This window comes from Marinicauda pacifica (assembly GCF_004793635.1).
Taxonomy (GTDB): Bacteria; Pseudomonadota; Alphaproteobacteria; order Caulobacterales; family Maricaulaceae; genus Marinicauda; species Marinicauda pacifica.
Window position 1 is genome coordinate 665,039 of the sequence record NZ_SRXV01000001.1, and the last position, 25,214, is coordinate 690,252.

At 62.9% G+C, this 25,214-nt stretch carries 23 protein-coding genes; 10 read left to right on the top strand and 13 right to left on the bottom strand.

Features of this window, described 5'->3' with window-relative positions; genetic code table 11:
* The first annotated feature begins 16 nt into the window (after window positions 1-16).
* Entirely contained in the window at window positions 17-1,390 is a 1,374-nt protein-coding gene (locus E5162_RS03275) for a class II 3-deoxy-7-phosphoheptulonate synthase (RefSeq protein WP_135943504.1), read from the top strand.
* Between the two features lie 75 nt (window positions 1,391-1,465).
* On the opposite strand, the gene E5162_RS03280 is transcribed toward E5162_RS03275, so the two are convergent.
* Window positions 1,466-1,732: an HU family DNA-binding protein gene (locus E5162_RS03280; RefSeq protein ID WP_135943505.1), complete on the bottom strand. Its 267-nt coding sequence runs from the start codon at window positions 1,730-1,732 to the stop codon at window positions 1,466-1,468.
* A gap of 80 nt (window positions 1,733-1,812) precedes the next feature.
* On the opposite strand from E5162_RS03280, the gene E5162_RS03285 reads away from it, so the two are divergent.
* Complete coding sequence (locus E5162_RS03285) at window positions 1,813-2,142, top strand: hypothetical protein (RefSeq protein ID WP_135943506.1); 330 nt, start codon at window positions 1,813-1,815, stop codon at window positions 2,140-2,142.
* Window positions 2,143-2,269: 127 nt separating this feature from the next.
* Here E5162_RS03285 and E5162_RS03290 read toward each other — a convergent pair whose 3' ends face one another.
* The 3 genes from E5162_RS03290 to E5162_RS03300 are packed head-to-tail and all read right to left on the bottom strand — an operon-like array spanning window position 2,270 to window position 4,075.
* Entirely contained in the window at window positions 2,270-3,277 is a 1,008-nt protein-coding gene (locus E5162_RS03290; RefSeq protein ID WP_135943507.1) for an NADP-dependent oxidoreductase, read from the bottom strand.
* An 11-nt stretch (window positions 3,278-3,288) separates the two neighbouring features.
* Window positions 3,289-3,780: a hypothetical protein gene (locus E5162_RS03295; protein ID WP_135943508.1), complete on the bottom strand. Its 492-nt coding sequence runs from the start codon at window positions 3,778-3,780 to the stop codon at window positions 3,289-3,291.
* Between the two features lie 34 nt (window positions 3,781-3,814).
* The gene (locus E5162_RS03300) at window positions 3,815-4,075 is read right to left on the bottom strand and encodes a hypothetical protein (protein WP_158291183.1); all 261 of its coding nucleotides are present in this window, start codon (window positions 4,073-4,075) and stop codon (window positions 3,815-3,817) included.
* A gap of 122 nt (window positions 4,076-4,197) precedes the next feature.
* Between E5162_RS03300 and E5162_RS03305 the strand changes: the two genes are divergently transcribed.
* Complete coding sequence (locus tag E5162_RS03305) at window positions 4,198-5,145, top strand: Gfo/Idh/MocA family protein (RefSeq protein WP_158291184.1); 948 nt, start codon at window positions 4,198-4,200, stop codon at window positions 5,143-5,145.
* Window positions 5,146-5,232: 87 nt separating this feature from the next.
* Window positions 5,233-6,585 carry a glutamate--tRNA ligase gene (gltX, locus tag E5162_RS03310; protein WP_135943511.1) on the top strand — a complete coding sequence of 451 codons (1,353 nt, stop codon included), beginning with the start codon at window positions 5,233-5,235 and terminating at the stop codon, window positions 6,583-6,585.
* A gap of 66 nt (window positions 6,586-6,651) precedes the next feature.
* On the opposite strand, the gene E5162_RS03315 is transcribed toward gltX, so the two are convergent.
* Together E5162_RS03315 and E5162_RS03320 are read right to left on the bottom strand one after the other, a co-directional pair.
* On the bottom strand, window positions 6,652-8,712 hold the full coding sequence (locus E5162_RS03315; protein ID WP_135943512.1) for a S9 family peptidase: 2,061 nt from the start codon (window positions 8,710-8,712) through the stop codon (window positions 6,652-6,654).
* 69 nt (window positions 8,713-8,781) lie between these two features.
* Window positions 8,782-10,233 carry a hypothetical protein gene (locus E5162_RS03320; RefSeq protein WP_135943513.1) on the bottom strand — a complete coding sequence of 484 codons (1,452 nt, stop codon included), beginning with the start codon at window positions 10,231-10,233 and terminating at the stop codon, window positions 8,782-8,784.
* A gap of 68 nt (window positions 10,234-10,301) precedes the next feature.
* Here E5162_RS03320 and E5162_RS03325 point away from each other — a divergent pair, with 68 nt between their 5' ends.
* Window positions 10,302-12,818, top strand: coding sequence for a TonB-dependent receptor (locus E5162_RS03325; RefSeq protein ID WP_135943514.1), 2,517 nt, complete (start codon window positions 10,302-10,304; stop codon window positions 12,816-12,818).
* A 158-nt stretch (window positions 12,819-12,976) separates the two neighbouring features.
* On the opposite strand, the gene aceB is transcribed toward E5162_RS03325, so the two are convergent.
* The 3 genes from aceB to aceA all read right to left on the bottom strand — a co-directional run bounded on the left by aceB (window position 12,977) and on the right by aceA (window position 16,464).
* Window positions 12,977-14,587, bottom strand: a complete 1,611-nt coding sequence (aceB, locus tag E5162_RS03330; protein WP_135943515.1) for a malate synthase A — start codon at window positions 14,585-14,587, stop codon at window positions 12,977-12,979.
* 11 nt (window positions 14,588-14,598) lie between these two features.
* A complete protein-coding gene (gene rraA, locus E5162_RS03335) occupies window positions 14,599-15,096 on the bottom strand; it encodes a ribonuclease E activity regulator RraA (RefSeq protein ID WP_135943516.1) in 498 nt (165 codons plus the stop codon).
* A 72-nt stretch (window positions 15,097-15,168) separates the two neighbouring features.
* The gene (gene aceA, locus E5162_RS03340) at window positions 15,169-16,464 is read right to left on the bottom strand and encodes an isocitrate lyase (protein ID WP_135943517.1); all 1,296 of its coding nucleotides are present in this window, start codon (window positions 16,462-16,464) and stop codon (window positions 15,169-15,171) included.
* A gap of 139 nt (window positions 16,465-16,603) precedes the next feature.
* Between aceA and E5162_RS03345 the strand changes: the two genes are divergently transcribed.
* The 3 genes from E5162_RS03345 to E5162_RS03355 all read left to right on the top strand — a co-directional run bounded on the left by E5162_RS03345 (window position 16,604) and on the right by E5162_RS03355 (window position 19,860).
* Complete coding sequence (locus E5162_RS03345) at window positions 16,604-18,016, top strand: helix-turn-helix domain-containing protein (RefSeq protein ID WP_135943518.1); 1,413 nt, start codon at window positions 16,604-16,606, stop codon at window positions 18,014-18,016.
* A 63-nt stretch (window positions 18,017-18,079) separates the two neighbouring features.
* Entirely contained in the window at window positions 18,080-19,180 is a 1,101-nt protein-coding gene (locus E5162_RS03350; RefSeq protein ID WP_135943519.1) for a hypothetical protein, read from the top strand.
* Window positions 19,181-19,200: 20 nt separating this feature from the next.
* Complete coding sequence (locus E5162_RS03355) at window positions 19,201-19,860, top strand: hypothetical protein (RefSeq protein WP_135943520.1); 660 nt, start codon at window positions 19,201-19,203, stop codon at window positions 19,858-19,860.
* Here the strand turns inward: E5162_RS03355 and E5162_RS03360 are convergent, their stop codons facing one another.
* Genes E5162_RS03360 through purM form a run of 4 tightly spaced genes read right to left on the bottom strand, consistent with a single transcriptional unit; the run spans window position 19,861 to window position 23,053 of the window.
* The gene (locus tag E5162_RS03360) at window positions 19,861-20,880 is read right to left on the bottom strand and encodes a ligase-associated DNA damage response exonuclease (protein WP_135943521.1); all 1,020 of its coding nucleotides are present in this window, start codon (window positions 20,878-20,880) and stop codon (window positions 19,861-19,863) included.
* Between the two features lie 33 nt (window positions 20,881-20,913).
* On the bottom strand, window positions 20,914-21,330 hold the full coding sequence (gene arfB, locus E5162_RS03365) for an alternative ribosome rescue aminoacyl-tRNA hydrolase ArfB (RefSeq protein WP_135943522.1): 417 nt from the start codon (window positions 21,328-21,330) through the stop codon (window positions 20,914-20,916).
* Window positions 21,331-21,356: 26 nt separating this feature from the next.
* The gene (gene purN, locus E5162_RS03370) at window positions 21,357-22,016 is read right to left on the bottom strand and encodes a phosphoribosylglycinamide formyltransferase (protein ID WP_135943523.1); all 660 of its coding nucleotides are present in this window, start codon (window positions 22,014-22,016) and stop codon (window positions 21,357-21,359) included.
* 5 nt (window positions 22,017-22,021) lie between these two features.
* Entirely contained in the window at window positions 22,022-23,053 is a 1,032-nt protein-coding gene (gene purM / locus E5162_RS03375; RefSeq protein WP_135943524.1) for a phosphoribosylformylglycinamidine cyclo-ligase, read from the bottom strand.
* Window positions 23,054-23,237: 184 nt separating this feature from the next.
* On the opposite strand from purM, the gene E5162_RS03380 reads away from it, so the two are divergent.
* Complete coding sequence (locus E5162_RS03380) at window positions 23,238-24,482, top strand: DUF2066 domain-containing protein (protein WP_135943525.1); 1,245 nt, start codon at window positions 23,238-23,240, stop codon at window positions 24,480-24,482.
* Window positions 24,479-25,171 (top strand): P-loop NTPase family protein, encoded by a 693-nt coding sequence (locus tag E5162_RS03385; RefSeq protein ID WP_135943526.1) that lies wholly within the window; start codon window positions 24,479-24,481, stop codon window positions 25,169-25,171. The genes E5162_RS03380 and E5162_RS03385 overlap by 4 nt, the downstream gene beginning before the upstream one ends.
* The last annotated feature ends 43 nt before the right edge of the window (window positions 25,172-25,214 follow it).

The following is a 25,214-nucleotide window of genomic DNA, read 5'->3' on the forward strand; positions in this document are numbered from 1 at the left end:
AGTGACTGGCAAGGCAATGAATACGCAAACATGGACCCCTGATAGCTGGAAAACCAAGCAAGTGCGGCAGCTTCCCACTTATCCGGATGCCTCCCAGCTCGACGATGTACTCGACCAGTTGCGCCGGCGCCCCCCGCTTGTTTTTGCGGGTGAGGCGCGCCGCCTTAGGCGCCAGTTGGCCAATGCGGCCAATGGCGATGCTTTCGTCCTTCAAGGAGGCGATTGCGCGGAGAGTTTCAAGGAGTTTTCCTCCGACAATGTACGCGATACCTTTCGCGTGCTGCTTCAGATGGCCGTCGTGATGACGTTTGCTGCAGCCAAGCCTGTGGTGAAGGTCGGTCGGATAGCAGGACAGTTCGCCAAGCCGCGCTCGTCCGATGTCGAGATTCAGGATGGTGTCGAGTTGCCGAGCTATCGCGGGGACTCCATCAACGACATGGCGTTTGCGCCGGAAGCGCGGGTGCCGGACCCGCATCGTCTGATCAAAGCGTATGACCAGGCCGCCGGCACGTTGAACCTGCTGCGCGCACTTGCTTCGGGCGGTTATGCCGATCTGCACAATGTCCACCAGTGGACCTTGGAGCGCTTGGGCAACAGCGCAGCCGGCGAGCGCTATCAGGAATACGCCGACCGCATCGGCGAGGCGCTGGCGTTCATGCGCGCGTGCGGCGTGACGCAGGATTCAGCCCCGTCGCTGGAGGGCGTGGACTTCTTTACCAGTCATGAAGCCCTCCACCTTCCCTTCGAGGAAGCCCTGACGCGCGTGGATTCCTCGACCGGGCGCTACTACGCCACCTCTGCACACCTGCTCTGGATCGGCGATCGTACACGCCAGCCGGACGGGGCCCATGTTGAATTCATGCGTGGGCTGGAAAACCCGATCGGCCTCAAATGCGGCCCTAGCCTGGATCCGGACGAACTCCTGCGCTTGATCGACATCCTCAACCCGCAAAACGAGGCTGGGCGGCTTATCCTTTATGCGCGCATGGGCGCAGACAAAGTCGGTGAGGGGCTGCCGCCGCTGGTGCGCAAGGTCAAGGCCGCCGGTAAGCGGGTCGTGTGGTCCTGCGACCCCATGCACGGCAATACGACCAAGACGCAGAACGGCTACAAGACCCGGATCTTCGATTCAGTGCTGAGCGAGCTTCGGCAATTCATCGAAGTCCTGCGGGCCGAAGGTCTGGAGCCTGGCGGGGTCCATTTCGAAATGACCGGCCAGGATGTGACCGAGTGCGTGGGCGGGGCAGGACACTTGTCCGAGGCTGACTTGTCCTCGCGGTATCACACTCATTGCGATCCGCGCCTGAACGCCGATCAGGCGTTGGAAATGGCGTTCCAGATTTCTGACGCGCTCAAACCCGCCCAGGGGTTTCGCCGCGCAGCGGAATAATGCTGGCAGACCCACAATTGAAAACGCCGCCCGGATCAACCGGGCGGCGTTTGTCATCGTGGCGATGTGGATCGCTTAGATGTCTTTCAACGAGGACGCCGGGCGGAAGGCCAGCGAGGTCTTCGCCTTGGACATCATCTTCTCGCCGGTACGCGGATTGCGGACTTCGCGAGCTTCACGGTGCTTCGGGTGGAAGGTGCCGAAGCCGGCGAGCTGAACGGTGTCGCCTTTCTTCACGGCGCCGGTGACAGAGTCGATCACCGCATCTACCGCTTCGCCAGCTTGCGTGCGGGTGATGCCGGACGCGTCGGCGACGGCTTTAGCGAGTTCAGATTTGTTCATTGAGGGGACCCCCCTTTGGTGTTCTGGCGGCATCGAAACAGGACATCCCGACTTGGCCGCTCTTCCGATAGGACAAGCGAATGAAGCGCGATTCTTGCCAGGCAATGCAAGCCAATACGGAAGAAAACAGCGGTTTTCCGCAGTCAGACCGGCGAAACTTACGCTTTATGGTTAATAATCAGGCGCGCTTCTGGCTCATCGTTTGCATTTTAGAAACCATGAGACAGGTTTCTGATCCATTCTTGAACGCTCTGTCGGTTTCCAGTCTGGCCGTGTGCGCAGCGATTCTCGCGTTCTGGGGGATCGACACCCTCACGGGAAGCTCCGATTTCGCTGCGCTGGCGGGCGCTGTCGCGGGAGGCGGCCTTCTCGGCAGGCTCAAGCGGCGGGCTTCTTACCCGCAGGGGTAGAGGGCGTCCGGGCGGCCGGGAGTTTCTGCGTCTGCGACATTTGCCGGCGGTCGTTTCTGGAATCGCAAAGGCCGGGCACAAAGCCCGGCCTTCACGATGATCAACCGTCGGATGGAACCGGTCTCGCTCAGAGCTTGACCAGCATCTTGCCGGTGTTGGTACCGCTAAACAGCCCCATGAACGCTTCGGGCATGTTCTCGATGCCCTCGTAGACCGTTTCCTTCGACTGGACCTTGCCTGCCATCATCCAGTCGGACAGGTCCTTGATGAAAGCGTCGTTCAGATCGACGTGATCCATCACGATGAAGCCCTGCATCCTGAGCGATTTGCCGACGATCTGGACCAGGTTGGCGGGCCCCGGCACCGGGCGATCGTCATTATAGCGGGCGATCATCCCGCACGCAGCGATGCGTCCATACTGGTTCAGCACATCGAGCGCCGCCTCCAGATGGTCCCCACCGACATTTTCGTAGTAGGCATCAATGCCTTTTGATCCGATCGACTTGGCCGCAGCGCGAAGCGCGCCGGCGAGATCGTCGGTGGCCTTGTAATCCACGGCCGCGTCTGCGCCGAGTTGCTCGCAAAGGGCGCACTTGTCTTTTCCGCCGGCTGTCGCAATCACCTTGGCGCCCATGGCCTTGGCAAACTGGATCCCGGCCGTGCCGACCGCACCCGCGCCGGCGCTCATCCAGAGTGTCTCGCCGTCTTTGAGGTCGATAATGCGCTTCAGACCGACATAGGCGGTCAGGCCCGGCATGCCGGCGATGCCGAGATAGGTCTGCGCAGGCAGAAGGTCGGCATCGACCTTCATCAGTCCTTTGGCCGGCGCGGTCCAGGCCTCGCGCCAGCCATGCATGGAAAACACGTAATCGCCTTCGGCGTACTTGTCGGACTTAGATTTGACGATGCGCCCGACAGCGCCGCCTTCCATGGAACCACCCGGCTTGAACGGATCGACGTAAGTCTTCACCCCGATCATCCGGCCCCGCATATACGGGTCGACAGAGAGCCATTCGTTTTTGACCTGGACCTCGCCATCGTTCGGCTCGGGCACATCGACCTCGGCAAGTTCGAAATAGTCCGGCTTGACCGGACCGGTGAAGTTCTTGGTCAGGTGGATTTCGCGCGATTTCATGATCGGTCCCGTTAGCTGGATGAAGCTTCAATGCTGATCTCGATCAGCTGAAGAAGCGAAAGGTCGAACCGCGAAACGATATAGATTGCGAGCGCGAATTGAAGCCCCGCCATGACGGCTGCAACCAGAATGTTACCGATCACGACGCCTAGAAAGAGTGCAACGAGTTCGAAGGGGCCAAGCTTGAACACGCCGGCGCCAATCCTGACAAAGGCCGCCAGATAAATGACCATCGCCAGGCCGCCAACCACAGCGGCGAGAAGCTCAAGGCCAGTCAGGCTGAGCACCACCGCCACCAGCGTGATCACGCTCAGCGCATTCATCGCAACCAGGTAGGCGCACACATGGCCCCACCACGTGATCGACGGACGGTAGAGCTTGAGAATGACGATGAAGATGGCTGAGGACACGATAATGACGGGCCAGGCGGACATGCGCATCCAGGTATCAAACGCGGCCTCAAGTGCGGCCGGGTCGACCCCTTGGGCTCGTACATGGTCCATGGCTGCGTCCCGCCCGCCTGGGGCGAGCGCCAACTCAAGCGCAAAGTTCGTTCGAGCATCCAGAAATGTCATCAACGCCAGCACGGCGCCGGTCAGGATCACGAAGACCCGCAAAGGGGGAGATGAAGCGGGAGCCGTTCTCGAAGGCATCGCGCAGCACCGTATTGGGTGTGACGACGGACGCGAACAGCGTACCAAAGAACCGGCGCAGCGGCCCCTCCGCGCCAAATGCCACAGCGATGTCTGAAACGCTAGGCCCATCCGGACCTTCGCGCTGTTTGTCCTGGGCCATCATCAGCCTCCCCGAACGAACGATAGCGCTTGATCCGGGCGCACAACAGCGTCAACGGCAAGCGGTGACGAAAAACCTGAAGCGCGGCTTTGCAAGGCGAGCCCCAGTATGCTCTTTGCATGCTCATGAGCGAACAAGCAAAACCCTTGCGTGCCGGGGTCGTCGGTGCGGGTGTGTTCGGCGGTTATCACGCCAGCAAATACGTCGCTGATGAGCGGACAGAATTCATCGGTGTCTTCGATCCGGTTTCAGACCATAGCGCTCGTCTCACGCAGACGCATGGCGGCGAGGTTTTCTCCAGTCTGAGCGCGCTGATCGAGGCGGCTGATATCCTCACCGTGGCGAGCCCGGCCATGTTTCACCACGATGCCGTGAGCCGCGCTCTGAGCGCAGGGCGGCATGTCCTGGTCGAGAAGCCGGTGGCCGCCAGCGTGAGCGAGGGCAGGGACCTCGTTTCTTTGGCGAAGGAGCGCGAGCTGATCCTTCAAGTGGGTCATCAGGAGCGCTTCGTCTTCGATGCGATGGGGCTGTTTGGCGAGCTTCCCCGGCTCAAGCTGTTGCACGCGCGCCGGATGGGTACGCCGTCGCCGCGCAATCTCGACGTATCGGTCACGCTTGACCTGATGATCCACGACATTGATCTGGTGCTCGCGCTCGCCGGGCAGGGGCCGCGGCACATCGAGGCGGAACTCAAGGCCGATCGTGGCGGGTTGGGAGACCATATCTACGCCAGCCTCGAGTTCGAGGACGGGTTTACTGCAACCCTAGAGTCCAGCCGTGTGGCCGAGGTGCGCGACCGTGTGATGTTGCTCGGCTACGAGGGGGGAGACCAGGTCGAGGTCGACTTCCTCAATAAGCGCTTTGCCAATGAGGGGGCGCTGCGTCTTGATCCCGACTTCGCGGACGCACCACAGGCCAGGGATTCCCTCGGCGCTAATGTCGGTGCCTTCATCAGCGCGGTTCTGGATCCGAAGGCCCGGTCGGTTGCCGCGAGCGGCAGCGATGGCCTGCTGGCGCTCGAGACTGCGCTGCGGATTGACGAAGCCGCCGGCGGCGACAGCCGCCTGAGTTGATCTGTCAAAGAGAGGCGGGTGTTTGACGCGCACGGGCGTGCGTGGCAAAGCGCCTGCCTGACTGCCTATTTTCCAGGATTACGACCGATGACTGTGAAAGTCCGCTTTGCTCCCAGCCCCACCGGGCGCATCCATGTCGGCAATGTGCGCACGGCGCTCATGAATTACATGTTCGCCAAGTCGCACGGCGGGCAGTTCGTCCTGCGCATTGACGATACCGATCTCGAGCGCTCCACCAAGGAATATGAGCAAGGCATCAAGGAAGACCTCACCTGGCTCGGCCTTGTCTGGGACGAGACGTTCAACCAGTCGGCGCGCTTTGCACAGTACGAGAAAGCCAAGGAGAAGCTGATCGCGGACGGTCTGCTCTATCCCTGCTACGAGACCGAGGACGAGCTTGACCGGAAGAGGAAGATCCAGCGCGCACAGGGCAAGCCCCCGGTCTATGACCGCGCTGCGCTGTCGCTGACCGAGGCGGACAAGGCGAAATATGAGGCCGAGGGGCGCAAACCCCACTGGCGCTTCAAGCTGTCAGGTGGCCGCATCGAGTGGAACGACCTGGTGCGGGGAGCCTCGCACATCGAGACCAACTCGGTCTCCGACCCCATCCTGATCCGCGAAGACGGCAGCTATCTCTATACCCTGCCTAGCGTTGTGGATGATATCGACGCCGGGATCACCCACATTATCCGCGGCGAAGACCATGTGACCAATTCGGCCGCGCAGATCGAGATTTTTCATGCGCTTGGCGGACCCGATGCCGCGCCGGAGCTTGGCCATCATCCATTGCTGGTCGGTGCAGATGGGGAAAAGCTCTCCAAGCGTCTGGGCTCGCTGTCCGTTCAGGGCCTTCGTGAGGAGGAGGCGATCGAGCCATTGGCCATTCTCTCTGTCCTGGCCAAGGTTGGCACCTCCGATCCCGTCGAAGTTCGTCCCACCGTTGAGGCGCTTGTCACCGATTTCGATCTGTCCAAGCTGTCCCGCACTCCTGCCCGTCTGGATCCGGCAGACATGCGGCGCCTGAATGCCCGTCTGCTACACGATATGCGGTTCGACGCCGTCTCCGATCGTCTGGCCGCGATGGGCGCGAAGCTCGATGCTCTGGCCTGGGAGGCCATTCGGCCAAATCTGGAAACGCTGAACGACGCCAAGGACTGGCATGTTTTGATTGCGGGGCCGGTCACTCCGGCTATTGCCGAGGAAGATGCCGAGTTTCTCCGGGCCGCAGCCGAGCTGCTGCCCGCCGACCCGCTCGACGCTCAGAGCTGGTCGACCTGGACGTCTGCGCTCAAGGAGCAGACCGGGCGTAAGGGCAAGTCACTCTTCATGCCTTTGCGTCAGGCTCTGACCGGTCAAAGCCACGGCCCGGAAATGGCTGTCCTGCTTCCACTGATTGGCGCTGACCGTGCCAGGCGGCGCCTGACTGGCGACGTCGCCTGATTCTCTCAGCCGGGCCGGTGTCGGCCCGACTGAAAGAATGTGCGGCCGGGTAGCGGAGCGGTAGCGCTAGTTGTCGGCGTTCGCCGGATCGTGTGCGTCGAACCAGGCCAGGATGTGTCCGGCCTTCTGGAGCAGGCGGGAGGGGCGTGAATCGGCGATGCCGTGATACGCGCCGGGAATGCGCACCAGGCGGGACTCGACGCCGCGGATCTGCAACGCGTTGTAGTATTGTTCGGCTTCGAAAACCGGCGTCCGGCGATCCTCTGCGCCGACAATGACGAGGGTTGGCGTTTCCACGTCACCGACGTGCGAGAGCGGTGATCGTTCCCAATAGACCTCCGGCGCTTCCCAGGGCGTCACGCCGAACCAGTACGGCATCACAGTGGGGCCGATGTCTGCGGCCAGGATGAAGCTGGTCCAGTTGATCACAGGCTTGGCGACTGCGGCGGCGGCAAAGCGAGTGTCGTTGCCGATCAGTTCTGCAGTCAGGACACCGCCGCCCGACCCGCCGGTGACAAACAGGCGGTCAGAATCGATGAAGCCTCGTTCGACGACTGCGTCGACGCCGGAAAGAAGGTCGTCCACATCCTCGCCGGGATAGGCTTTGTCGATGAGATTGGCGAAATCCTCACCGTAGGACGTGGAGCCTCGCGGATTGGTGTAGAGGACGACATAACCGGCGGCCGCGTAGAGCTGGACCTCGCCGGAGAAGTGAGGCCCGTAGGCGGTGTGCGGCCCGCCGTGGATTTCGAGGATGAGCGGATAGTCCTGGTCTTCGTCGAAATCTGGAGGATAGGCGATCCAGCCCTGGATCTCGCGCCCGTCGGGCGCCGAACTGGTCCATGTAATCTCCTCGACCCGGGCCAGAGCGCGCTGACCCAGTATGTCATCGTTAAGGTCGGTGATGACGGAGACGTTCCCCCGCCGGTTACCGACGCCGACATTGGCGAGGTCGTTCGCCGTGCCGATGCTGGCAGCGAAGCGGCCATTGTCGGAGATGGAAAAGGCGCCCGATGTGTAGGGGCGTCCAAAGACCAGCCCGCCCAGGTCATCGGTCACGGCCTGTAAATTCCCGTTCGTGCCGACATAGGAAAGCAGGCTGCGGCCGCGATCGTCATAAGTGATCCACAAACCGTTGCCCGAACTGTCCCACTCGGCCGCGCCAATCCCGCGATCGAGATCGGGCAGCAGCTCGCGTGGCTCGCCGCCATCTAACTCAAGCAGGAAGAGATGAGTGTTCTGTTGAGAGGCCTGGCGGTTCTCAAATCCTAGATACGCGAGAGTCTCGCCGTCAGGAGAGATGGAGGGCGAGGATTCTGCCCCGGGGTAGTCCGTAATCTGACGGGGGTCTGCACCATCGAGCGAGACCGCATAGATGTCGCTCTCGGAGAAATCGAAGTTGGTTTCTGCATCGCCGCCGTAGGAATAGAAAAGCTCCTGACCGTTCGGTGCCCAGACGGGCGCGCTCGGCGAGCCACCGGCAAGCTCGGTCAATTGCCGGGGCGTGCCGCCTTCGGCGGAGATGACGAAGATCTGCTGCCCGCCATCGGGAAGCTCACCCACGCCGTCGAACTCGTAGCGCACGGTTTCGTCGACAAGGGCGGACTCTGCCCAATCAGCACCCGGCGGCGGCGTTGGCATGCCGATATCGACCTGCGGACCAGGGCCGCGCACGAAGGCCGTGAATGCCAGCCATTCTCCGTTCGGTGACCAGCTGATATTGCTCGCCCCGCTCGGCAAAGTGGCCAGCTTGGCCGTGACGCCCCGATCCGGCCAGACCACGCGTAGCTGGGTTTTTTCGTTTTCGCTGGCCACGAAGGCCAGGCGCTCACTGTCTGGAGCCCATACAGGGCTTGAATAGTTGCCGGGCCCGGTCACCAAAGGCAAATGATCGGAGCCGTCATAATCGACAATCCACAGCGCCGAGGCGGTCTGATCGGTCATGATATCGTTGGAGCGGCGCTGATAGACGACGCGATCGCCATTCGGGCTGATCTGCGGGTTGGCTGCCATTTCCAGGCTGAAGATATCCACGAACTGGAGAGGTTGCTGCCCGCTCTGGGCCGCGACCGGACCAAAGCCGGCAAGAGCAATTGCGGCTGCAGCGCCGAGCAAACGATATTTCATGAGAACTCCCCTGTTATTTTGTATCAGGCAGAGTAGTCACTGCGGATGTCCAATTGCAATCGGCCAGCGTCACGCGGCAGAGGACAGGGCGCGGGCTCGGGACAGCTTGTGCGGGGCCGACAAGCCTGGCTGTTCGCCGAAGGCCGGACCGATCAGCAGCTGCGCGGGGGAGGCGAGGGCCGCCTTGAGCGCGTTCCAGTCCCGGATGCCATCCAGATAGATCGGGACGCCGAGGCGTCTGGCGATGGCCGTGAATCGTTCGATTTGTGCCGGCAGGCTGTCTCGGTAGTGCGCTGGCAGGCGCGCTCCGACGAGGGAGGCGCCGGAATCGCGAAATCGCTCCAGGCTCAGCGCATCGAGCGGCGCGCGGATCATGAGTCGGCCGCAGCAATTGAGCACGCTCCGGCAGCTCTCGTTGACCTGGCTCGCGGGGGCATCGATCGGCGCGTTTTCCACGTTGAGAAAGATGAGCTTGCGCAATTCATCCGGCATCTGAGTGAGGGTGGACGCAAACCGTATGCGGCTCGGTCCGTGCGAGAGCACGCTGTAACCGACAGGAACGATCACGCCGCATCGAAGGCGCTGCTGTGTGAGAGCCTTCAACGCGCTCTGGGCCTCGGCCAGCACCTGCAGGTCTATTGCAAGCCGATCCGCTGATCCGAATCCCTGGCCGAGAATCTCATCCTGCAGCAACCAGCCTGATTGGTCCGGACGAGCCTTGCGCCCGACCGCGGCGAAGGCCGCGACCGCTTCCTGCTTGGGGTTCCAGGCCGACCAGAAGACGGTGTCGTCGATCTGTCTGCGTTCGCCGATCTCTCGGACAGTCTTCCGGGCGGAAACGGAGATTTCGGTTTCGTCTACCTCGGCAGCATCAAGCTTGGCGGCGAACTCGGCCACGGACAAAGTCTCGAACTCTGCCTCGACCGATAGCCGCCGGGTCAGGTCTTCACCAAGGAAGAAAGTTTGTAGCTCCTGGCGAATGGCCTCGGTCAGCGCCTCTGCCTCGAGGCCGCTGGTGTCGTGGAACACCACCAGATAGCCGGAGGCACAACGGATGACGAGATCCTCGTCGGCAAGATGGCTTTGGATGATCGATTCGGCCGCAACGAAGACTCGGCTCTTGATATTATCCCAGTTATCCCCGGCCGCTTCGCGCACCGCAGCAAGGTTGATGAATTCATACTGGCTGATATCGACATGCTCGGCGCTTGCCAGATGTCGTCTCAGCGCGTCGAAAGCAGATCCACTCATCGCCCTGTACCCTTGCAGGCCAGTAGTCTGGCCCAGGTGTATGGAGATTTTGTAAGCGGGGAAGCACAACGATTCTGCTGCAGCGCAACAGAATCGTTGTGCATTGCAGTGTAGTGCGGGGACATCTTCGCAGATGCAGCGTAATGATGAATAATGACGTGTCCGTATTGCAACGCTTTTGTAAAAACGCAGAGAAAGACGGGTGTTGCACCGGTTTTCCTGCCTGTGCCGGTGGTTTGAGGTCTTCTCGATCCGGAGCGAATGCGACATGGTGGCGCCAAGTGCATTGCAGCACACGTACCGCGCTAAACAAGCGGGCCAGTCTCGGGAGGACTTTTATGACTTTACGTTTCACGCGCGCATTGCTTTTGGGCGCCGCATCTACGCTGGCCGTGGCCAGCGCAGCGACGGCACAGGACGCTCCGCAGGATCGTCGCACCGTTGACGTCATCACGGTGACGGCCCAGCAGCGCGAACAGAGTGCACAAGACGTTCCGATTTCCATCGGGGCCTACGACACTCAAGCGCTGAACCAGTCCGGCGTTCAGGACATCAAGGATCTGATTTCCATCGCCCCAGGGCTGATGGTCACCTCCACCCAGTCGGAGACGATCACCACCGCCCGTATTCGCGGCGTCGGTACGGTCGGGGACAATTTCGGCCTTGAGAGTTCTGTGGGCGTCTACATTGATGGTGTCTTCCGGTCGCGCAACGGCGTCGGTTTCGGCGACCTGGGTGAACTCGAGCGGATCGAAGTTCTGCGCGGCCCGCAGGGGACCCTGTTCGGGAAGAACACCTCGGCCGGTGTGCTGAGCATCACCACGCAGGCGCCTGAATTCGAATGGGGTGGCGGCGCTGAGGCACAACTCGGCGATTACGGCTATCGCCGCTTGAGCGGCTCGATCACCGGGCCGATCTTCGAGGACCAGCTGGCCTTCCGGCTGTTTGCAGCAGATGCCGAACGTGACGGCTATACCGATCTGATCGTCGGCAAGGGAGCCAATGCAGAGCTCACCGAATCCGAAACCGAGAATTACCAGACCATTCGTGGGCAGCTTCTCTGGACGCCCAGTGCCTCGGTCGAAGGCCGCATCATCGCGGACTATTCCCAGCGCGACGAGTTCTGCTGCTCGGCCGTGGCTTACGATTACACGCCGACCGCCTATGCGCTGGTCCGGGCTGTGGGTGGTGACGTCAACTACCCCGCCGATCCCGATGAGCGTATCGCTTACGCCAACCGGACGTACGATCAGACGGTCGAAGATCGCGGCATCTCGGCTGAATTCGACATCGACATGCCGATCGGCACGCTGACGAGTGTGACCGCTTATCGAAACTGGTCTAACTCGCGCGGGCAGGACGTCGACTATACCAGCGCCGATATTTCCTATCGCGATCCGGAGCACAATTTCACGGACCTGTCGCGCCTGTCTCAGGAGCTTCGGCTGAATGGCAATTGGGGCGATCTGGACTGGCTGGTAGGTGGATTCTATTCGCACGAAGACCTTGAGCTCGGCGACGCCCTTCAGTTCGGCGAGGACTGGGAAGCTTTCCTCAGCCTCGCGGCCTCGAATGGCACGAACCCAACCTTCATTTCGGACACGCTGAACGCGATCGCGCTCGGCTTCGTTCCGCCATTCCCAGCTCTCCCTGGCTACACGCCGCAACCGGCGGGCTCTTTCTTCCCGGCCGGATCCGGTCCGAACCAGGATCTTTACAACCAGACGGCTGTCAGCTGGGCAGTGTTCACGCACAACACCTATCAGTTCACCGATCGTTTCGCGATCACGGCAGGTCTGCGCTACACGCACGAAACCAAGAACGTAGTGGCGAGCTTTGACACGAACTCTCCGCTTGGTTGCAGCCTGTTTGAGACCTATGGCGGGTTTGACCCGATCTCGACGTTTGCCGGAACACCGCTTGGCGGCCTGGTCCCGTCAGCCTGTCTTCCGTACGCCCGTTCCGGTCTCGACGCCAACGGCTACGACCAGGAACGCTCCGACGAGGAAGTCAGCGGGACGCTCCGGGCGACGTATGACCTTACCGACGACGTCATGGTGTTCGCGGGCTATTCACGCGGCTTCAAGGCAGGTGGTTTCAACCTCGACCGTCAGCTGAACGGTCCGATCGGGCCGAACGGGTATACCGATCCGGACACATCCTTCGCTCCTGAGATCATCGATTCCTATGAACTCGGCTTCAAATCCCAGTTGTTCAGCAACGTGCTGCAGCTGAATGCCACGGCCTACTGGCAGCAGGTTGAAGACTTCCAGCTCAACACCTTCAACGGGCTGGCCTTCGTTGTGGAGAGCGTCGACGAATCCGAGACCAAGGGTGTGGAGATCGATTTCGCCTATGCAACCCCGATCGACGGTCTCGATCTGTCGGGCGGATACGCGTACGTGAACTCGGAATACTCGGAAGTTAATACGGGCGACCCGCTTGTGGATGCGATCGAGGGCAAGGATTACTCGCTCTCGCCGGAGCACTTCCTGACCGGCCAGGTGATCTATGAGCGTCCGCTGTTCGCCGGCCTGATGGGTAGCGCAAGCCTCGATGCCCGTTATGTGTCCGAATACAACACCGGCTCCGATCTCGATCCGGAGAAGGTCCAGGAAGGGTTCACCCTGCTCAACGCACGCCTGGGCATCGGGCCGGAAGAGGGCCCGTGGTCCGTTGATGTCTGGGGCCGCAACCTCACCGACGAGACCTACGCTCAGGTCGCGTTCGACGCCTTTGCGCAAGGCCGCCGTGGTGGCGCGGGCACATCGAACGATCCGCGCGCGACGGCCAGCTACATGGCCTTCCTTGGTGCCCCGCGCACCTGGGGTGTGACCGTGCGGACCGAGTGGTAAGCAACTGAAGCCTGGCCTCCAGGCCAGCGCCAGACACAGGAGGGCCGGAGCAATGCGCTCCGGCCCTTTTGCGTTCGTGCGATTGCGCTGGCGCACAAAAAAGCCGGAAGCGGGCTGCTTCCGGCTTTTGGCATCGAGAAGGACGGGGGCCGGCGGTCCTAGGCCGACGCGATTCTGCGATAGGCCGGCAATGTCAGGAATTCCTCGAAGCTGTCGTCCATGACCAGCTCACGGAAGATTTCGACGGCTTCATCGGCGCGATTGCGGCTCCAGGTCTCGTTGCCAAGCTCGGCCTTGAGCTCCTCGACCACGCTTGTGATCGCCTTCTCCAGATAGGCCCTGTCGACTGTCTCGCCGCTTGCCAGGACTGCGCCATGCACCCGCCATTGCCAGAGCTGGGCCCTGCTGATTTCAGCGGTGGCCGCGTCTTCCATCAGATTGTGGATCGGCACGGCTCCGCGCCCCGTGAGCCAGGAGGAAAGGTAGCGGATCGCGACATCGATATTGCCGCGCACGCCTTCATGGGTGATGTCCCCGCCTGGCGGCGTCAGGTAGAGGTCGCGGTCTTCTGCGACTTCGGGGACTTTGGATAGCTGATTGGGGCCGTCCATCACCTTGTCGAACGCAGCCATCGCGATCGGCACAAGGGCAGGGTGGGCGACCCAGGCACCGTCATGACCCGCTTCGGCTTCGCGCGTCTTGTCCGCCTTCACCTTGTCCATGGCCGCTTCATTCTTGGCGTCATCGCCCTTGACCGGGATGAAGGCGCTCATCCCGCCCATCGCATGCGCCCCGCGCCGGTGACAGACCGCGATAACCCGCTTGGCATATTCGGCCATGAAGGGGACTGCCATCGTCACGGCCGCCCTGTCGGGCAGGATCTTCGAGCCATCGGTCCGCTGGCGCTTGATATAGCTGAAGATATAGTCCCAGCGTCCCGCATTCAGGGCGGTGAGGTTTTCGCGCAGGGCGTAGATGATCTCATCCAGCTCGAATGCCGCGGGCAGGGTCTCGATCAGAACGGTAACCCGCACCGTCCCGCGCTCCAGCCCGAGCGTCTCCTCGCAGTGGCGGATGACCAGAGACCACAGGCGCGCCTCGTGGCGCGTTTCCAGCTTGGGCAGATAGAAATACGGTCCCGTCCCGCGCTTTTTCAGCTCTTCATGATTGTGCAGCAGGTAGAGCGCGAAGTCGAAAAAGGCGCCAGCCATCGGCGCACCGTCGATTTCCAGATGGACCTCGTCGAGATGCAGACCGCGTGCCCGCACGATCAGGACCGCCGTATCCGCTTTCAGCGCGTAGCTCTTCCCGCTCGTCTCGTCGGTGAAATCAATCTTGCCATGGACGGCATCGCGAAGATTGATCTGGCCGTCCATCATATTGGTCCAGGACGGGCTCGACGCATCCTCGAAGTCGGCCATGAACCCTTTCGCGCCGGAATTCAGCGCGTTGATGATCATCTTGCGATCAACGGGTCCTGTGATCTCGACACGGCGATCGGCCAGGTCGGCCGGGGCGGGCGGCACGGTCCATTCGCCGGCCCGGATGGCGGCCGTTTCGGCAGGAAAATCGAGCTGTTCTTCGCCCGAATCGAGCCGTGCTTGACGTTCCAGACGCGCCTTGAGCAATCGTCTGCGCTCGGAATCGAAACGGCGGTGAATACCGGCCAGAAGCTCCAGGGCTTCGTCGGTCAGGATGGAGTCGTATCCCTCGCGAATTTCGCCGCGTACCGTCACGCCGTCCGGCGTGGAAATTGTCGTTCCGCTCATTGGCAGACCTCCTATGAATGTGTGTCGTGAACCGGATGAGGCGCGCTGACCACACCGTCGAGATCGGCATAGATCCAGTCTCCCGGGTCCACTGTGACGCCGCGCACGCTGACAGGAACGCCGAGCGTGCCGATGCCGCGCTTGTCGGTCTTCATCGACACGCTTGCGAGCGCCAGGATACCTATCTCGATGCCCGCGAGTTCGTGACGGTCCCGGATCGCGCCGTTGACGATGAGGCCCGCCCAGCCATTCCTCGCGCCCAGCTCGGCGAGATTGCCGCCGACCAGGGCGCGGCGCAGCGATCCGGCATTGTCGACGACCAGAACGCGGCCCTCACCGGGCTCGCCGAGGCAGTCTTTCACCACCGAATTGTCGTCAACGGTGCGCAGCGTCACGCAGGGGCCGTGAAACAGGGCCACGCCGCCAAAGGACTGCAGCCCAGGAAGAAAGACGCGCATCGTGTCAGGATGCGCGTCGCAGAGATCCGCGGTGCGGATGGTCTCGGTCATTTGACGTCCCGGTCCGGTTGGAAAGAGAACAAGGGCAGGGCGGACACTTTGGTCCGCCCTGACGGGTCCTGTCTATTCAGCCGGTTCTTTTTTGAACTGCGCGGTCTCGGTCGACTGGCCCATCGCCGTGGTTGAAGATTCACCACCCGACAGCGTCGTGTTAACCAGGTCGAAATAGCCGGTGCCGACTTCGCGCTGGTGACGCGTGGCGGTGTAACCGTCCTTCTCCGCGCCGAACTCGGCCTGCTGGAGCTCGGAATAGGCGCCCATGCCGCGATCCTTGTAGCCGCGGGCCAGCTCGAACATGCCGTAGTTGAGCTGGTGGAAGCCGGCCAGCGTCACGAACTGGAACTTGTAGCCCATGGCCCCGAGCTCGCGTTGGTAGGTTTCGATCGTCGCCTTGTCCAGATTGGCTTCCCAGTTGAACGACGGCGAACAGTTGTAGGCCATCATCTTGCCCGGGAACTCTTTCTGGACCGCTTCGGCAAAGCGCTTGGCCTCGTCGAGATTCGGCTTGGAGGTTTCCCACCACAGCAGATCGGCAACTTTCGCATAGGCGAGACCGCGCTTGATGCAGTGATCGACGCCCACACCCTGCTTGAGGCGATAGAAGCCTTCCGGTGTCCGGCCCGCATCGAAATCGATGAACTCGTGGTCGCCCTCATCGATGTCGGAGTTGATCAGAGTGGCGGATTCCGCGTCGGTCCGCGCGACCGTGATCGTGGGTACGCCCATCACGTCGGCTGCCAGGCGTGCCGCGTTCAGATTACGCACGTGTTGCGCGGTCGGGATGAGAACCTTGCCGCCCAGATGGCCGCACTTCTTCTCGGCCGCGACCTGATCTTCAAAGTGTACACCGGCCGCGCCCGCCTCGATGAAGGCCTTCATGATCTCGAAGCAGTTCAGCGTTCCGCCAAAGCCGGCTTCGGCGTCGGCCACGATCGGCGCGAACCAATCGCGTTCGGCCTTGCCTTTCTCGGCGACTTCGATCTGGTCGGCACGCTGGAGCGTGCGGTTGATCTTGCGCGCCAGCTCCGGCGCGGAGTTAGCAGGGTAGAGCGACTGGTCGGGATACATGGCGCCGGCCGTGTTCGCGTCGGCGGCGACCTGCCAACCGGACAGGTAGATCGCTTTCAGCCCGGCGCGAACCATCTGCATGGCCTGGTTTCCCGACAGGGCGCCGAGCGCGTTGATATAGGGTTCGCTGCGCAGCAAATCCCACAGCTTGACCGCACCGCGCTCAGCCAGGGTGTGCTGGATCTGCACGGAGCCGCGCAGCTTCTGCACGTCTTCCGGGCTGTAATTGCGTTCGATACCGTCAAAGCGGCCGCTCTTGGCGCCGGGCACGAGATCGTAGAACGAGGTCATGGATGTGTCCTTTCAGGTGTATGTGCTTTGACAAGGACTATCGTGCATGGACCACAATGCGTCTATTTCTCTATGTACAGAAAGCGGATAGCGTGTATCATGATGTATCGTGTAATCTTGTAAAGATGTAACTTTTTGTATGACTGAGCGTCAGGAAAAGCTTTTTGCGGGGGCCCGCCTGCGTCGCCTGCGCAAGGATATTGGCCAGACACAGGCCCAGTTCGCCGAGGCGCTCGGCGTGTCGGCCAGCTATCTCAATCTTCTCGAGCGTAACCAGCGACCGGTTACGGCGCGCGTTCTATTATCCTTGGCGCAGGCCTTCGATATTGACGTGCGCGCTTTCGCCAGCGAGGGCGACCGGCAGATCCTGGCCGATCTCGATGCGCTGGCCCGCGATCCGGTACTCAAGGGGGTGGACCTCGACCAGCGCGATCTGCGCGATCTGGTCGATGCCAATCCGCGTGCGGCCGATGCCTTGTCCCGGCTGTACCAAGCCTGGCGCGAGGCAAGCACGAGCGCGTCCGATCTCGCTGCCCAGATGGCGGGCGGTGCAGGCGACGGGGCGGTGGTCTCGCCGCTGGAGGAGGTTCGCGACGCGCTCGACGGCCGCCAGAACCATTTCCCCGATCTGGAGGCTGTGGCCGAGACCCTGCGCGCCGGTCTGGATCCGGATATGCCGCTCGAGCTGGCGTTAAGCCAGCGCTTGCGGACGGAGCACGGAGCGGCCGTGCGCCTGTATGACGACGAAGTGATGGACGGGGCGCTCCGGCGCTTCGACTTTCATGCTCGCAAGCTCCTCCTGTCCGAGCACCTGAGTGCAGAAGGACGCGTCTTCCATATCGCCGCTACTCTGGGCCTGCTGGAAGCCGGGGATGTTCTGGATGAAGAGGCGGCTCGCGCAAATTTTTCCGGTGACGGGGCAGACCAGCTCTATCGCGCTGCATTGTCCAACTATCTCGCGGCCGCGATCATGATGCCCTATGACGCCTTCTACCGGCTGGCGGAGAAGACGTGCTACGACATCGATGCCATTGCGCGCCGCTTCCAGGCCAGCTTCGAGCAGGTCTGCCACCGGCTCACAACCTTGAACCGGCCCGGCAGCCGGGGCATTCCGTTCTTCATGATCCGGGTGGACCAGGCCGGCAATGTCACCAAACGCTTTGGTGGCGGGGTTATCCCTTTTGCGCGTTCCAGCGGGGGCTGTGCGCGCTGGCGTCTTCATGATGCCTTCCGCATGCCGGAGCGCATTCACGTCAACCTGATCGAGTTGCCGGACCGGATGCGCTTTGTGTCGGTCGCCAAGGCGGTAACCCGGCCCTTGCCGGGCGGCTCGGTTCAGATGCAGACGCTCGCGCTGGGGTGCGAAGCCAAGGAGGCCGAGCGTCTGGTCTACCGGGTGCCGGACTTCGAAGCCCCGCTCGAGGTGGGCTTGTCCTGCCGCCTGTGCGAACGTCGCGGCTGTGCCGAACGGGCTTTCCCGCCCTTGCAGCGCAAGCTGCGCCTTGATCCGCACGTGCGTGGTCGTGCGCCGTTTACTTTCGGTGAGGAATAGGCTTCCCGAAAGGCGCGCACTTCGATCTATTGTGTTCGACGCTGCCAATCCAACGGGATGCTCATGCTGACACCGCGCCGCAAAATCCTGCTTGCAGGTCTCGTCATCTTCCTGGTGTTCGGCGCCCTGGCGATATTCGCGAGTCCGCTTTCGGCCCGCAACCTGGAGGCGCGTCTTCAGGACGCGGCAGATGAAGCCCTTTATTCGGTGCGCGCTGAAGGCTGGGCAGAGGTCCGGATGGACGGGCAGGTCGCCATCGTGACAGGCCTTGCGCCTGACCAGGACGCGCAGTCACGCGCGCTGGACGCAGTCAGTCGGGCGGCGTGGGCAGGCGGCATCGTTGCAGGCGGCATCACACGCGTGATCGACGAAACGCGCGTCGACCTTCAAGACACACGATTTCGCCTGCGGGCGGATCTGATTGGCAGCCGGCTCACCCTCAGCGGCTTTGCTCCGGATGCCGTGGGCCAGGCGCGTCTCAATGATCTGGCTGTCTTGTTATTTCCCGGTCGTGCCAGCGTCGATGTTCAGCTCGCGCCCGGCGGTGCCCCGGCAAACTGGGAAGCGGCCGCACGCCTGATGCTGGGCGAACTGGCGCGCCTGGATACCGGTTCCGCGGTCATGGCCGGCGATCGCCTGGTCGTGACGGGACTGTCGACCAACGCGCAAACGGTGGCTTCGGTGCGCTCGGCGATGAGCAATTCGCCTGCAGGCTACGTGGCGACCGCTCTCGTGCGAGCCCCCGGCGGGACTTACGAGGCGGAGATCACCGATTTCCGGCTTTGCGAAGCCGCGGTGAATGCCGCACTTGGCCCGCGACCCGTAGCCTTCACCCCGGGAAGTGCACAATTGAACGAGGCTTCGCGCAATACGTTGCGCAGGGCCGGAGAGGCCTTCGCCCGGTGCGATACGCCGCCGCTGGGCGTTGCCGTCCAGGTCAATGAAGGCGAAGGCGGCGAAGCGCTCGCGCTCGACCGGGCCCGCTCGGTGATCGACGCGATGAGCGCGGCCGGCCTGGAAGAGGACCGGTTTCTGGCCTCGACCCTGCCGGCAGATGGAATAACTGCGCTCCGCTTCGAGATTCAGGCACCTGTCGAGGCGCAGCAGGACACGGGAGCGGAACCTGTGAGTGCGCCTGAAGTTGGTGAAGATGACCCGCAATAGAAAACAGGGAAGGGGCAACCATGCTGTGGCTGACTTGGCAAATGTGGATTCTTCTGGCGCTGGCGCTTTTAGGCGGCGGCATTGTCGGCTGGATGGCGCGCGGCCGATCTGACGAGGCGGAGCCCGGCGCTCAAGCCGCGCCGGACAAGAACAAGCCTGCGGCCGCCCCTTCGCCCGCTCCGGCCCCAAAGCCCGAGGCGCGTCAGGAAACGAAGCTCGAGACCAAAGCCGAGCCGGCCAAGACGGCTTCAGCGGGCAAGGTGGCCACTCCTGACCACGCCAAGGCCGAAACCGGCGCTGCCGACAAGGCCGCCGATCCGGTGGCCGTGGGTCCGACTGCGCCGGTCGCCCCCGACAAGGGAGCCAAGACCGGGACGACGGCGAAACCGAAGCCTGCGGCCAAGCCCGCTGCCAAGCCGCGTGCCAAACCCGCAGCAAAGACCGGCTCGACGGGGACGAAGCCGGTATCTGCCGATTCAGGCGGGGACAGCGATATCACTCAGATCAAGGGGCTGGGTCCGCGAGCGGCTGAGAAGCTGAATGAAGCCGGGGTCACGCGCCTGTCCCACATCGCGGCGTGGAGCGATGAGGACATCGACCGATACGATGCGATGATCGCCGGCCGCGGGCGAATCCGGCGCGATGACTGGGTGGGTCAGGCGAAGGCCCTGACGTCCTAGCTAGTCGTCCTCGTCCTCATAGCCAACCAGGCTCAGGGGCCGGGCGGAGAAGCCTTCCAGCTCGGCCCAGCGGGCAAGCGCGTCATCCCGCCCGTGTGTGATCCATAATTGCTCGGGGTTCACGTCTTTCACCGTCTGGGTCAGCTCGTCCCAGTCGGCGTGATCTGAGAGGATCAACGGCAATTCCACGCCGCGCTGGCGCGCTCGCGCCCGCACGCCCATCCAGCCGGATGCGAAGGCGATGACAGGATCGGGAAACCGCCGTGCCCAGCTTGTCTGGAAGGAGGAGGGCGGTCCGATGACGACCTGACCGGCAAAATCGGTCTTGTCTCCCGCACCGTCCTTGACCGTGGCATCGCGCAGCTCGCCCAGCTCGACCCCGTGGTCGCGGTAGAGATCGCACAGCGCTTTGAGCGCGCCATGGATATAGATAGGAGCGTGATACCCGGCTTCGCGCAGCAGGCAGATCACGCGCTGCGCCTTGCCCAGCGCGTAGGCACCGACCAGGTGTGCGCGATCGGGCGAGGTCTTCAGGCTGCCCAACAGCTTGGCGATTTCATCGCGGTCGTCGGGGTGACGAAAGACCGGAAGGCCGAAAGTGGCTTCGCTGACGAAGACATGGGCAGGCACGACCTCAAAGGCCGCGCAGGTCGGGTCCCGGCGGCGCTTGTAGTCTCCCGACACGCAGATGCGCAGCCCCTTCCATTCCAGCAGGACCTGGGCGGAGCCCAGCACATGCCCGGCAGGATGCAGGCTGACGTCGACCTCGCCGATCCGCGTCACCTCGCCATAGGCGGCAGGCGTGCGCGAGCGGCAGAATTCCTCACCATAGCGCGCGGCCATGATGGCCAGCGTCTCGGCAGTTGCCAGCACGAGATCATGCCCGGCGCGGGCGTGATCGGCATGGCCGTGTGTCACCACCGCCGTATCGCTGGGGCGCATGGGGTCGATGAAAAAACCGCCGGGTTCGCACCACAGGCCCTTGGCGGTTTCTCGAAGCAGGGTTTCCGGCTTGATCATGATGGGATCAGATAGGCGCGCAGCAGGCCGATTTCACTCCGCACGCGGTGTGCGGCGCAGCGCCTTCTTGTCGCTACGCTGCTTCTTGGCCTGCTTCTGGCGGCGCACCGAGGACAGGGAGGGCCGCGATTTCTTTCGAGGTTTCGGTGTCTTGGTCGCAGCGATCAATAGGGCTTTGAGCCGTTCGCGCGCGGCCTCGCGATTGCGCGCCTGGCTGCGCTCGCCATCGGCCTGGATGATCAGCTCGCCGGTCTTCGTCATTCGGCTCCCGGCCAGGCGCATCAGGCGGTGTTTGACCGCATCGGGCAGGCTGGGTGAACCCTTGACGTCGAAGCGCAGCTGGACCGCGCTCGACGTCGTGTTGACGTGCTGACCGCCAGGGCCGGAGGCGCGCACGAAGCGCTCCTCGATCTCGCTCTCGTCGATGGCCAGCGTCTCGGTGATGCGCATGGCGTGCCTCCCCGGCGCGTCCGGGGCTAGACGCTGGGGTTGAAGATGCGGCGGTCGGGGTCGGCGGCGACGTTTGCCTGCATGCGAACCCGTTCGGCCGTCACGCGCGCCTTTCCTTCCACGAGTAGTTTCAGACAGGTGGGGTAAAGCCGGTGTTCAGCCTCCAACACCCGGCGCGACAGGCTGTCTGCATCGTCGCCCGGCAGGACCGGTACGGCAGCCTGTCCGATGATCGGACCGTCATCCATTTCCGGGCGCACGAAGTGTACGGTGCAGCCGTGAATTCGAACCCCGCTCTCGATGGCGCGCTCATGCGTGGAAACCCCTTTGAATGCGGGCAGCAGGGAGGGGTGGATATTGATCAGCTTGTCGCGCCAGCGGTCGATGAAATAGGGGGTCAGGATGCGCATGAAGCCTGCCAGGCAAAGAAACTTGATCTTCGCCTCACGCAGCTGCCGATCCATTTCCTCTTCGAACAATTCGCGCTCTTCAAACAGCGTGTGATCGATACACGCGGTCGCGATGCCGGCTTCGCGCGCACGGTCCAGGCCCTGCGCGCCAGCCTTGTTGGAGACTACCAGGCCAATTTCGGCCGGAAAGTCGTCTTTCTGACAGGCATCGATCAATGCCTGCAGGTTGGACCCGCGCCCCGAGATCAGGACGCCGACTCTCGTTTTCTGGACCATGGGTGCTAGCTCGCCTTCAGACTGCCGATAATGGCGGCGGTTTCGCCCGAGCCATTCAGGGCGGCGACCAGGGCTTCGGCCTTGTCGGCCTCGACGGCCGCAATCATGCCGATGCCGCAATTGAACGTGCGGCGCATCTCGGCTTCTTCGATATCGCCCGCCTCTTGTAGCCATTTGAACACATCGGGACGCTCGAAAGTTGCGTAGTCGACATGGAAACCCAGGGGTTCAGGCAACATGCGCGGCGTGTTCTCGGTAATTCCGCCGCCGGTAATGTGGGCCAGGCCCTTGATGTCACCGGCCCGGATCGCGGGCATCAGCGATTTGACGTAGATCCGGGTCGGCTCCAGCAACGCCTCTCCCAGCCTGCGTCCCTTCGCGAAGGGTGCATCGTCCTGCCAGTTCAGGCCCGCGCGCTCTGCCACCTTTCGGATCAGCGAATACCCGTTCGAGTGCGGCCCGGACGAGGCGAGCCCGATGAGCGCATCCCCCGGCTTCATATCCTCGTGGCGCGGCAGCAGCGATCCGCGCTCGGCAGCGCCCACCACGAATCCGGCCAGGTCGAAATCGTCGCCGGCATACATGCCGGGCATTTCTGCGGTTTCCCCGCCGATCAGCGCGCATCCCGCCTGAAGGCAGCCCTGCGCCACGCCGGAAACGATCTGGCGGCCCCGCTCGGGGTCCAGCTTGCCGGTGGCGAAATAGTCGAGGAAGAAAAGCGGTTCCGCGCCTTGGGCCAGCACGTCGTTGACGCACATGGCCACCAGGTCGATGCCCACCGTGTCCAGCTTGTTGGCGGCGATGGCGAGTTTGAGCTTGGTGCCGACGCCATCTGTGCCGGAGATCAGGATCGGATCCTTGAAGCCGGCCGCTTTCAGATCGAACGCGCCGCCGAACCCGCCCAGATCGCCATCCGCACCCGGACGGCGGGTGGCGCGCGCGAGCGGCTTGATCGCCTCGACCAGCGCATCTCCGGCATCGATGTCGACGCCGGATTGGGCATAGGTGAGACCGGATTTGGAGGATGATTGCGACATGGTCGCGACTCCTGCATTGAGGGACGCTCGAGGGCAAAGCGTGCTGTTTAGACCGTCTGGGCCGGGTGCGTCGATATGTTCTGCAGAAGATGAGCTGTCAGACAGGATCGTTTGCGGGCTTCACCGTAGGCCAAGGACTTGTATAGTCGGCCCCGACGACGCAGTTCGTGGATTGGAGAGGCGAATGTTGACCCGGTTTCAGCAGGGCTTGGGCGCGGTGGCGCTGGTGGCCTCGACGCTTTGGGCCGGAGAAGCGGCCCTTGCCGCCGACCCGTTTACCGTCACCAACGTGATCATCGACGAACGCGCCGACAATGCCACAGAGGCTCAGCGCCGTGCCTTGCAGGCAGGGCAGATTCGCGCCGCGCGCCGGCTCGTCGAACGCATGACCCTGCCCGAAGACCGCGCCGGTTCGGTTGGCGCAGGTCAGGTACAGCTTGCAGACCCGCAGACAGGGCTTCAGCAACCGGCTTCGGCCGGTCTTCCCGAATTGACTTCGGAAATGGCCGCCCGTCTGGTTGCGGGATACGACATCGCCAATGAGCGCCGCTCGACCACACGCTATATCGCTGAAATGTCTGTCGGGTTCGATCGGCGCGCGGTCCGCACATTCTTCGAAAGCTACAATGTGCCCTTCGTGCAGGCCCAGGCGCGCCCCATTCTTGTCGTGCCGGTACTGGACACCGGTATCGGGGCGGTGTGGGAAGGTCCCTGGTACGATGCCTGGCGCCGCGAAACGCACGAACACGCTCTCACCCCGTTTATCGGCCTGGGATCACGGTTCGAGGACCCGAGCGGGCCTGGCCTTGTCGGCAATTATCTTGAGACCGACCTGGAAGCCGATACGGAGGCTGACGCCGACGCGGGCGAGGCCACTGAAGATGCAGAGCCCGCTCCCCTGGGGCGCCGGGTCCTGTCCGTCGCCCATGCGCGGTCGGCAAACGAACCCGTGTTGCGCGAACTCGCGTCGCTGTACGGGGTCGATCGCGTAGCCGTACTGACCGCAAGCGAGGGCGCGGGCAGCGTGCGCACCGGCGGAATCCTGTTCGATTTCAGCGGCGACGAGACAGCGACCACGCAGGTCGAGGATTTGTCGGTGGCGGGGGATTACACCGCGCTGGCCGGTGCATTGGTTGATCGTTTCGAAACGGCCTGGAAGCGCCAGACCGTCGTGCGGGGCGGCGACGAATCCAGCGTTCAGGTCACCTTGCTCTACGACAATATTCTTGACTGGCAGGCCCTTCAGACCGCGGTAGCCGGCGCGTCTCTGGTTTCCAATGCACGTCTTGACGCACTCTCCACGCGCGGGGCGGTGATGACACTGGCCTATCGCGGCGGGCTTGATCAGGTGGCGTCCGAATTGCGGTCTCGCGGCGCGCGCCTTGACGAAACCGAGGATATGGGCTGGACGGTTCGCCGCTCTCGATGACAGCCTTCTCCGCCTCCAGCGGGGGCGGTCAGCTCGCCCTCGATCTCACGCTCGATCCCGATTATCGCGCGTCCAGCTTCGCCGTGAGCGAAGCCAACGCGAACGCGCTCGCGCTCGTCAATCGCTGGCCGCGCTGGCGCCAGGGTCATCTCCTGCTGGTCGGGCCGGCTGGCAGCGGGAAGACGCATCTCTCCAAGATCTGGTCGGAACGCGCGCACGCCATCGTGCTCGAACGCGATCGCGTGGAGCGCAGCCTGTCGCGGGTAACACGAGGTACGAGTGTTCTGGTGGAAGACTGCGATCCAGGCGTGGACGAACCCGGGTTGTTTCACCTTCTCAACCGGGCGGCCGGGGATTCCGGGGTCAGCGTCTTGTTGACCGCGCGCAGCTTTCCCGGTGACTGGCCGGTCACGCTTCCCGATCTCGTCTCACGTCTGGCCGCAGCCGAACGCGCGGTCTTGCACGAGCCCGATGACGCGCTGCTGCGTCAAGTTCTGGAGAAGCTGTTTCGCGACAGGCGGACCCCGCTGGGCGCTGGCGTTCTGGAATACCTCCTGATGCGGATGGAACGTTCGGTCGATTTTGCGCGCCGCCTTGTCGCGGTGCTCGACAATGCAGCCCTGGCACGCAAGGGACCGGTCACCCGCGCCCTTGCGCGCGACGTGCTGACGGCCCTATCAGGCGAGTAGCATTGGTTTCGAGTCCGTCAGGACGAGAGCGGAGAGAGCGTTT

Bases quoted from the DNA above. Each gene is read 5' to 3' on its own strand.
- purN (WP_135943523.1), bottom strand. From the start codon at position 22,016: ATGGTCCAGAAAACGAGAGTCGGCGTCCTGATCTCGGGGCGCGGGTCC.
- purM (WP_135943524.1), bottom strand. From the start codon at position 23,053: ATGTCGCAATCATCCTCCAAATCCGGTCTCACCTATGCCCAATCCGGC.
- E5162_RS03355 (WP_135943520.1), top strand. From the start codon at position 19,201: ATGCTGTGGCTGACTTGGCAAATGTGGATTCTTCTGGCGCTGGCGCTT.
- aceB (WP_135943515.1), bottom strand. From the start codon at position 14,587: ATGAGCGGAACGACAATTTCCACGCCGGACGGCGTGACGGTACGCGGC.
- E5162_RS03300 (WP_158291183.1), bottom strand. From the start codon at position 4,075: ATGATGGCCCAGGACAAACAGCGCGAAGGTCCGGATGGGCCTAGCGTT.
- E5162_RS03360 (WP_135943521.1), bottom strand. From the start codon at position 20,880: ATGATCAAGCCGGAAACCCTGCTTCGAGAAACCGCCAAGGGCCTGTGG.
- E5162_RS03315 (WP_135943512.1), bottom strand. From the start codon at position 8,712: ATGAAATATCGTTTGCTCGGCGCTGCAGCCGCAATTGCTCTTGCCGGC.
- rraA (WP_135943516.1), bottom strand. From the start codon at position 15,096: ATGACCGAGACCATCCGCACCGCGGATCTCTGCGACGCGCATCCTGAC.
- E5162_RS03305 (WP_158291184.1), top strand. From the start codon at position 4,198: ATGAGCGAACAAGCAAAACCCTTGCGTGCCGGGGTCGTCGGTGCGGGT.
- E5162_RS03320 (WP_135943513.1), bottom strand. From the start codon at position 10,233: ATGTCGCATTCGCTCCGGATCGAGAAGACCTCAAACCACCGGCACAGG.
- E5162_RS03285 (WP_135943506.1), top strand. From the start codon at position 1,813: ATGAAGCGCGATTCTTGCCAGGCAATGCAAGCCAATACGGAAGAAAAC.
- E5162_RS03290 (WP_135943507.1), bottom strand. From the start codon at position 3,277: ATGAAATCGCGCGAAATCCACCTGACCAAGAACTTCACCGGTCCGGTC.
- aceA (WP_135943517.1), bottom strand. From the start codon at position 16,464: ATGACCTCGTTCTACGATCTCGTGCCCGGCGCCAAGAGCGGCCGCTTT.
- arfB (WP_135943522.1), bottom strand. From the start codon at position 21,330: ATGCGCATCACCGAGACGCTGGCCATCGACGAGAGCGAGATCGAGGAG.
- E5162_RS03380 (WP_135943525.1), top strand. From the start codon at position 23,238: ATGTTGACCCGGTTTCAGCAGGGCTTGGGCGCGGTGGCGCTGGTGGCC.
- E5162_RS03275 (WP_135943504.1), top strand. From the start codon at position 17: ATGAATACGCAAACATGGACCCCTGATAGCTGGAAAACCAAGCAAGTG.
- E5162_RS03325 (WP_135943514.1), top strand. From the start codon at position 10,302: ATGACTTTACGTTTCACGCGCGCATTGCTTTTGGGCGCCGCATCTACG.
- E5162_RS03345 (WP_135943518.1), top strand. From the start codon at position 16,604: ATGACTGAGCGTCAGGAAAAGCTTTTTGCGGGGGCCCGCCTGCGTCGC.
- E5162_RS03350 (WP_135943519.1), top strand. From the start codon at position 18,080: ATGCTGACACCGCGCCGCAAAATCCTGCTTGCAGGTCTCGTCATCTTC.
- E5162_RS03295 (WP_135943508.1), bottom strand. From the start codon at position 3,780: ATGGACCATGTACGAGCCCAAGGGGTCGACCCGGCCGCACTTGAGGCC.
- E5162_RS03280 (WP_135943505.1), bottom strand. From the start codon at position 1,732: ATGAACAAATCTGAACTCGCTAAAGCCGTCGCCGACGCGTCCGGCATC.
- E5162_RS03385 (WP_135943526.1), top strand. From the start codon at position 24,479: ATGACAGCCTTCTCCGCCTCCAGCGGGGGCGGTCAGCTCGCCCTCGAT.
- gltX (WP_135943511.1), top strand. From the start codon at position 5,233: ATGACTGTGAAAGTCCGCTTTGCTCCCAGCCCCACCGGGCGCATCCAT.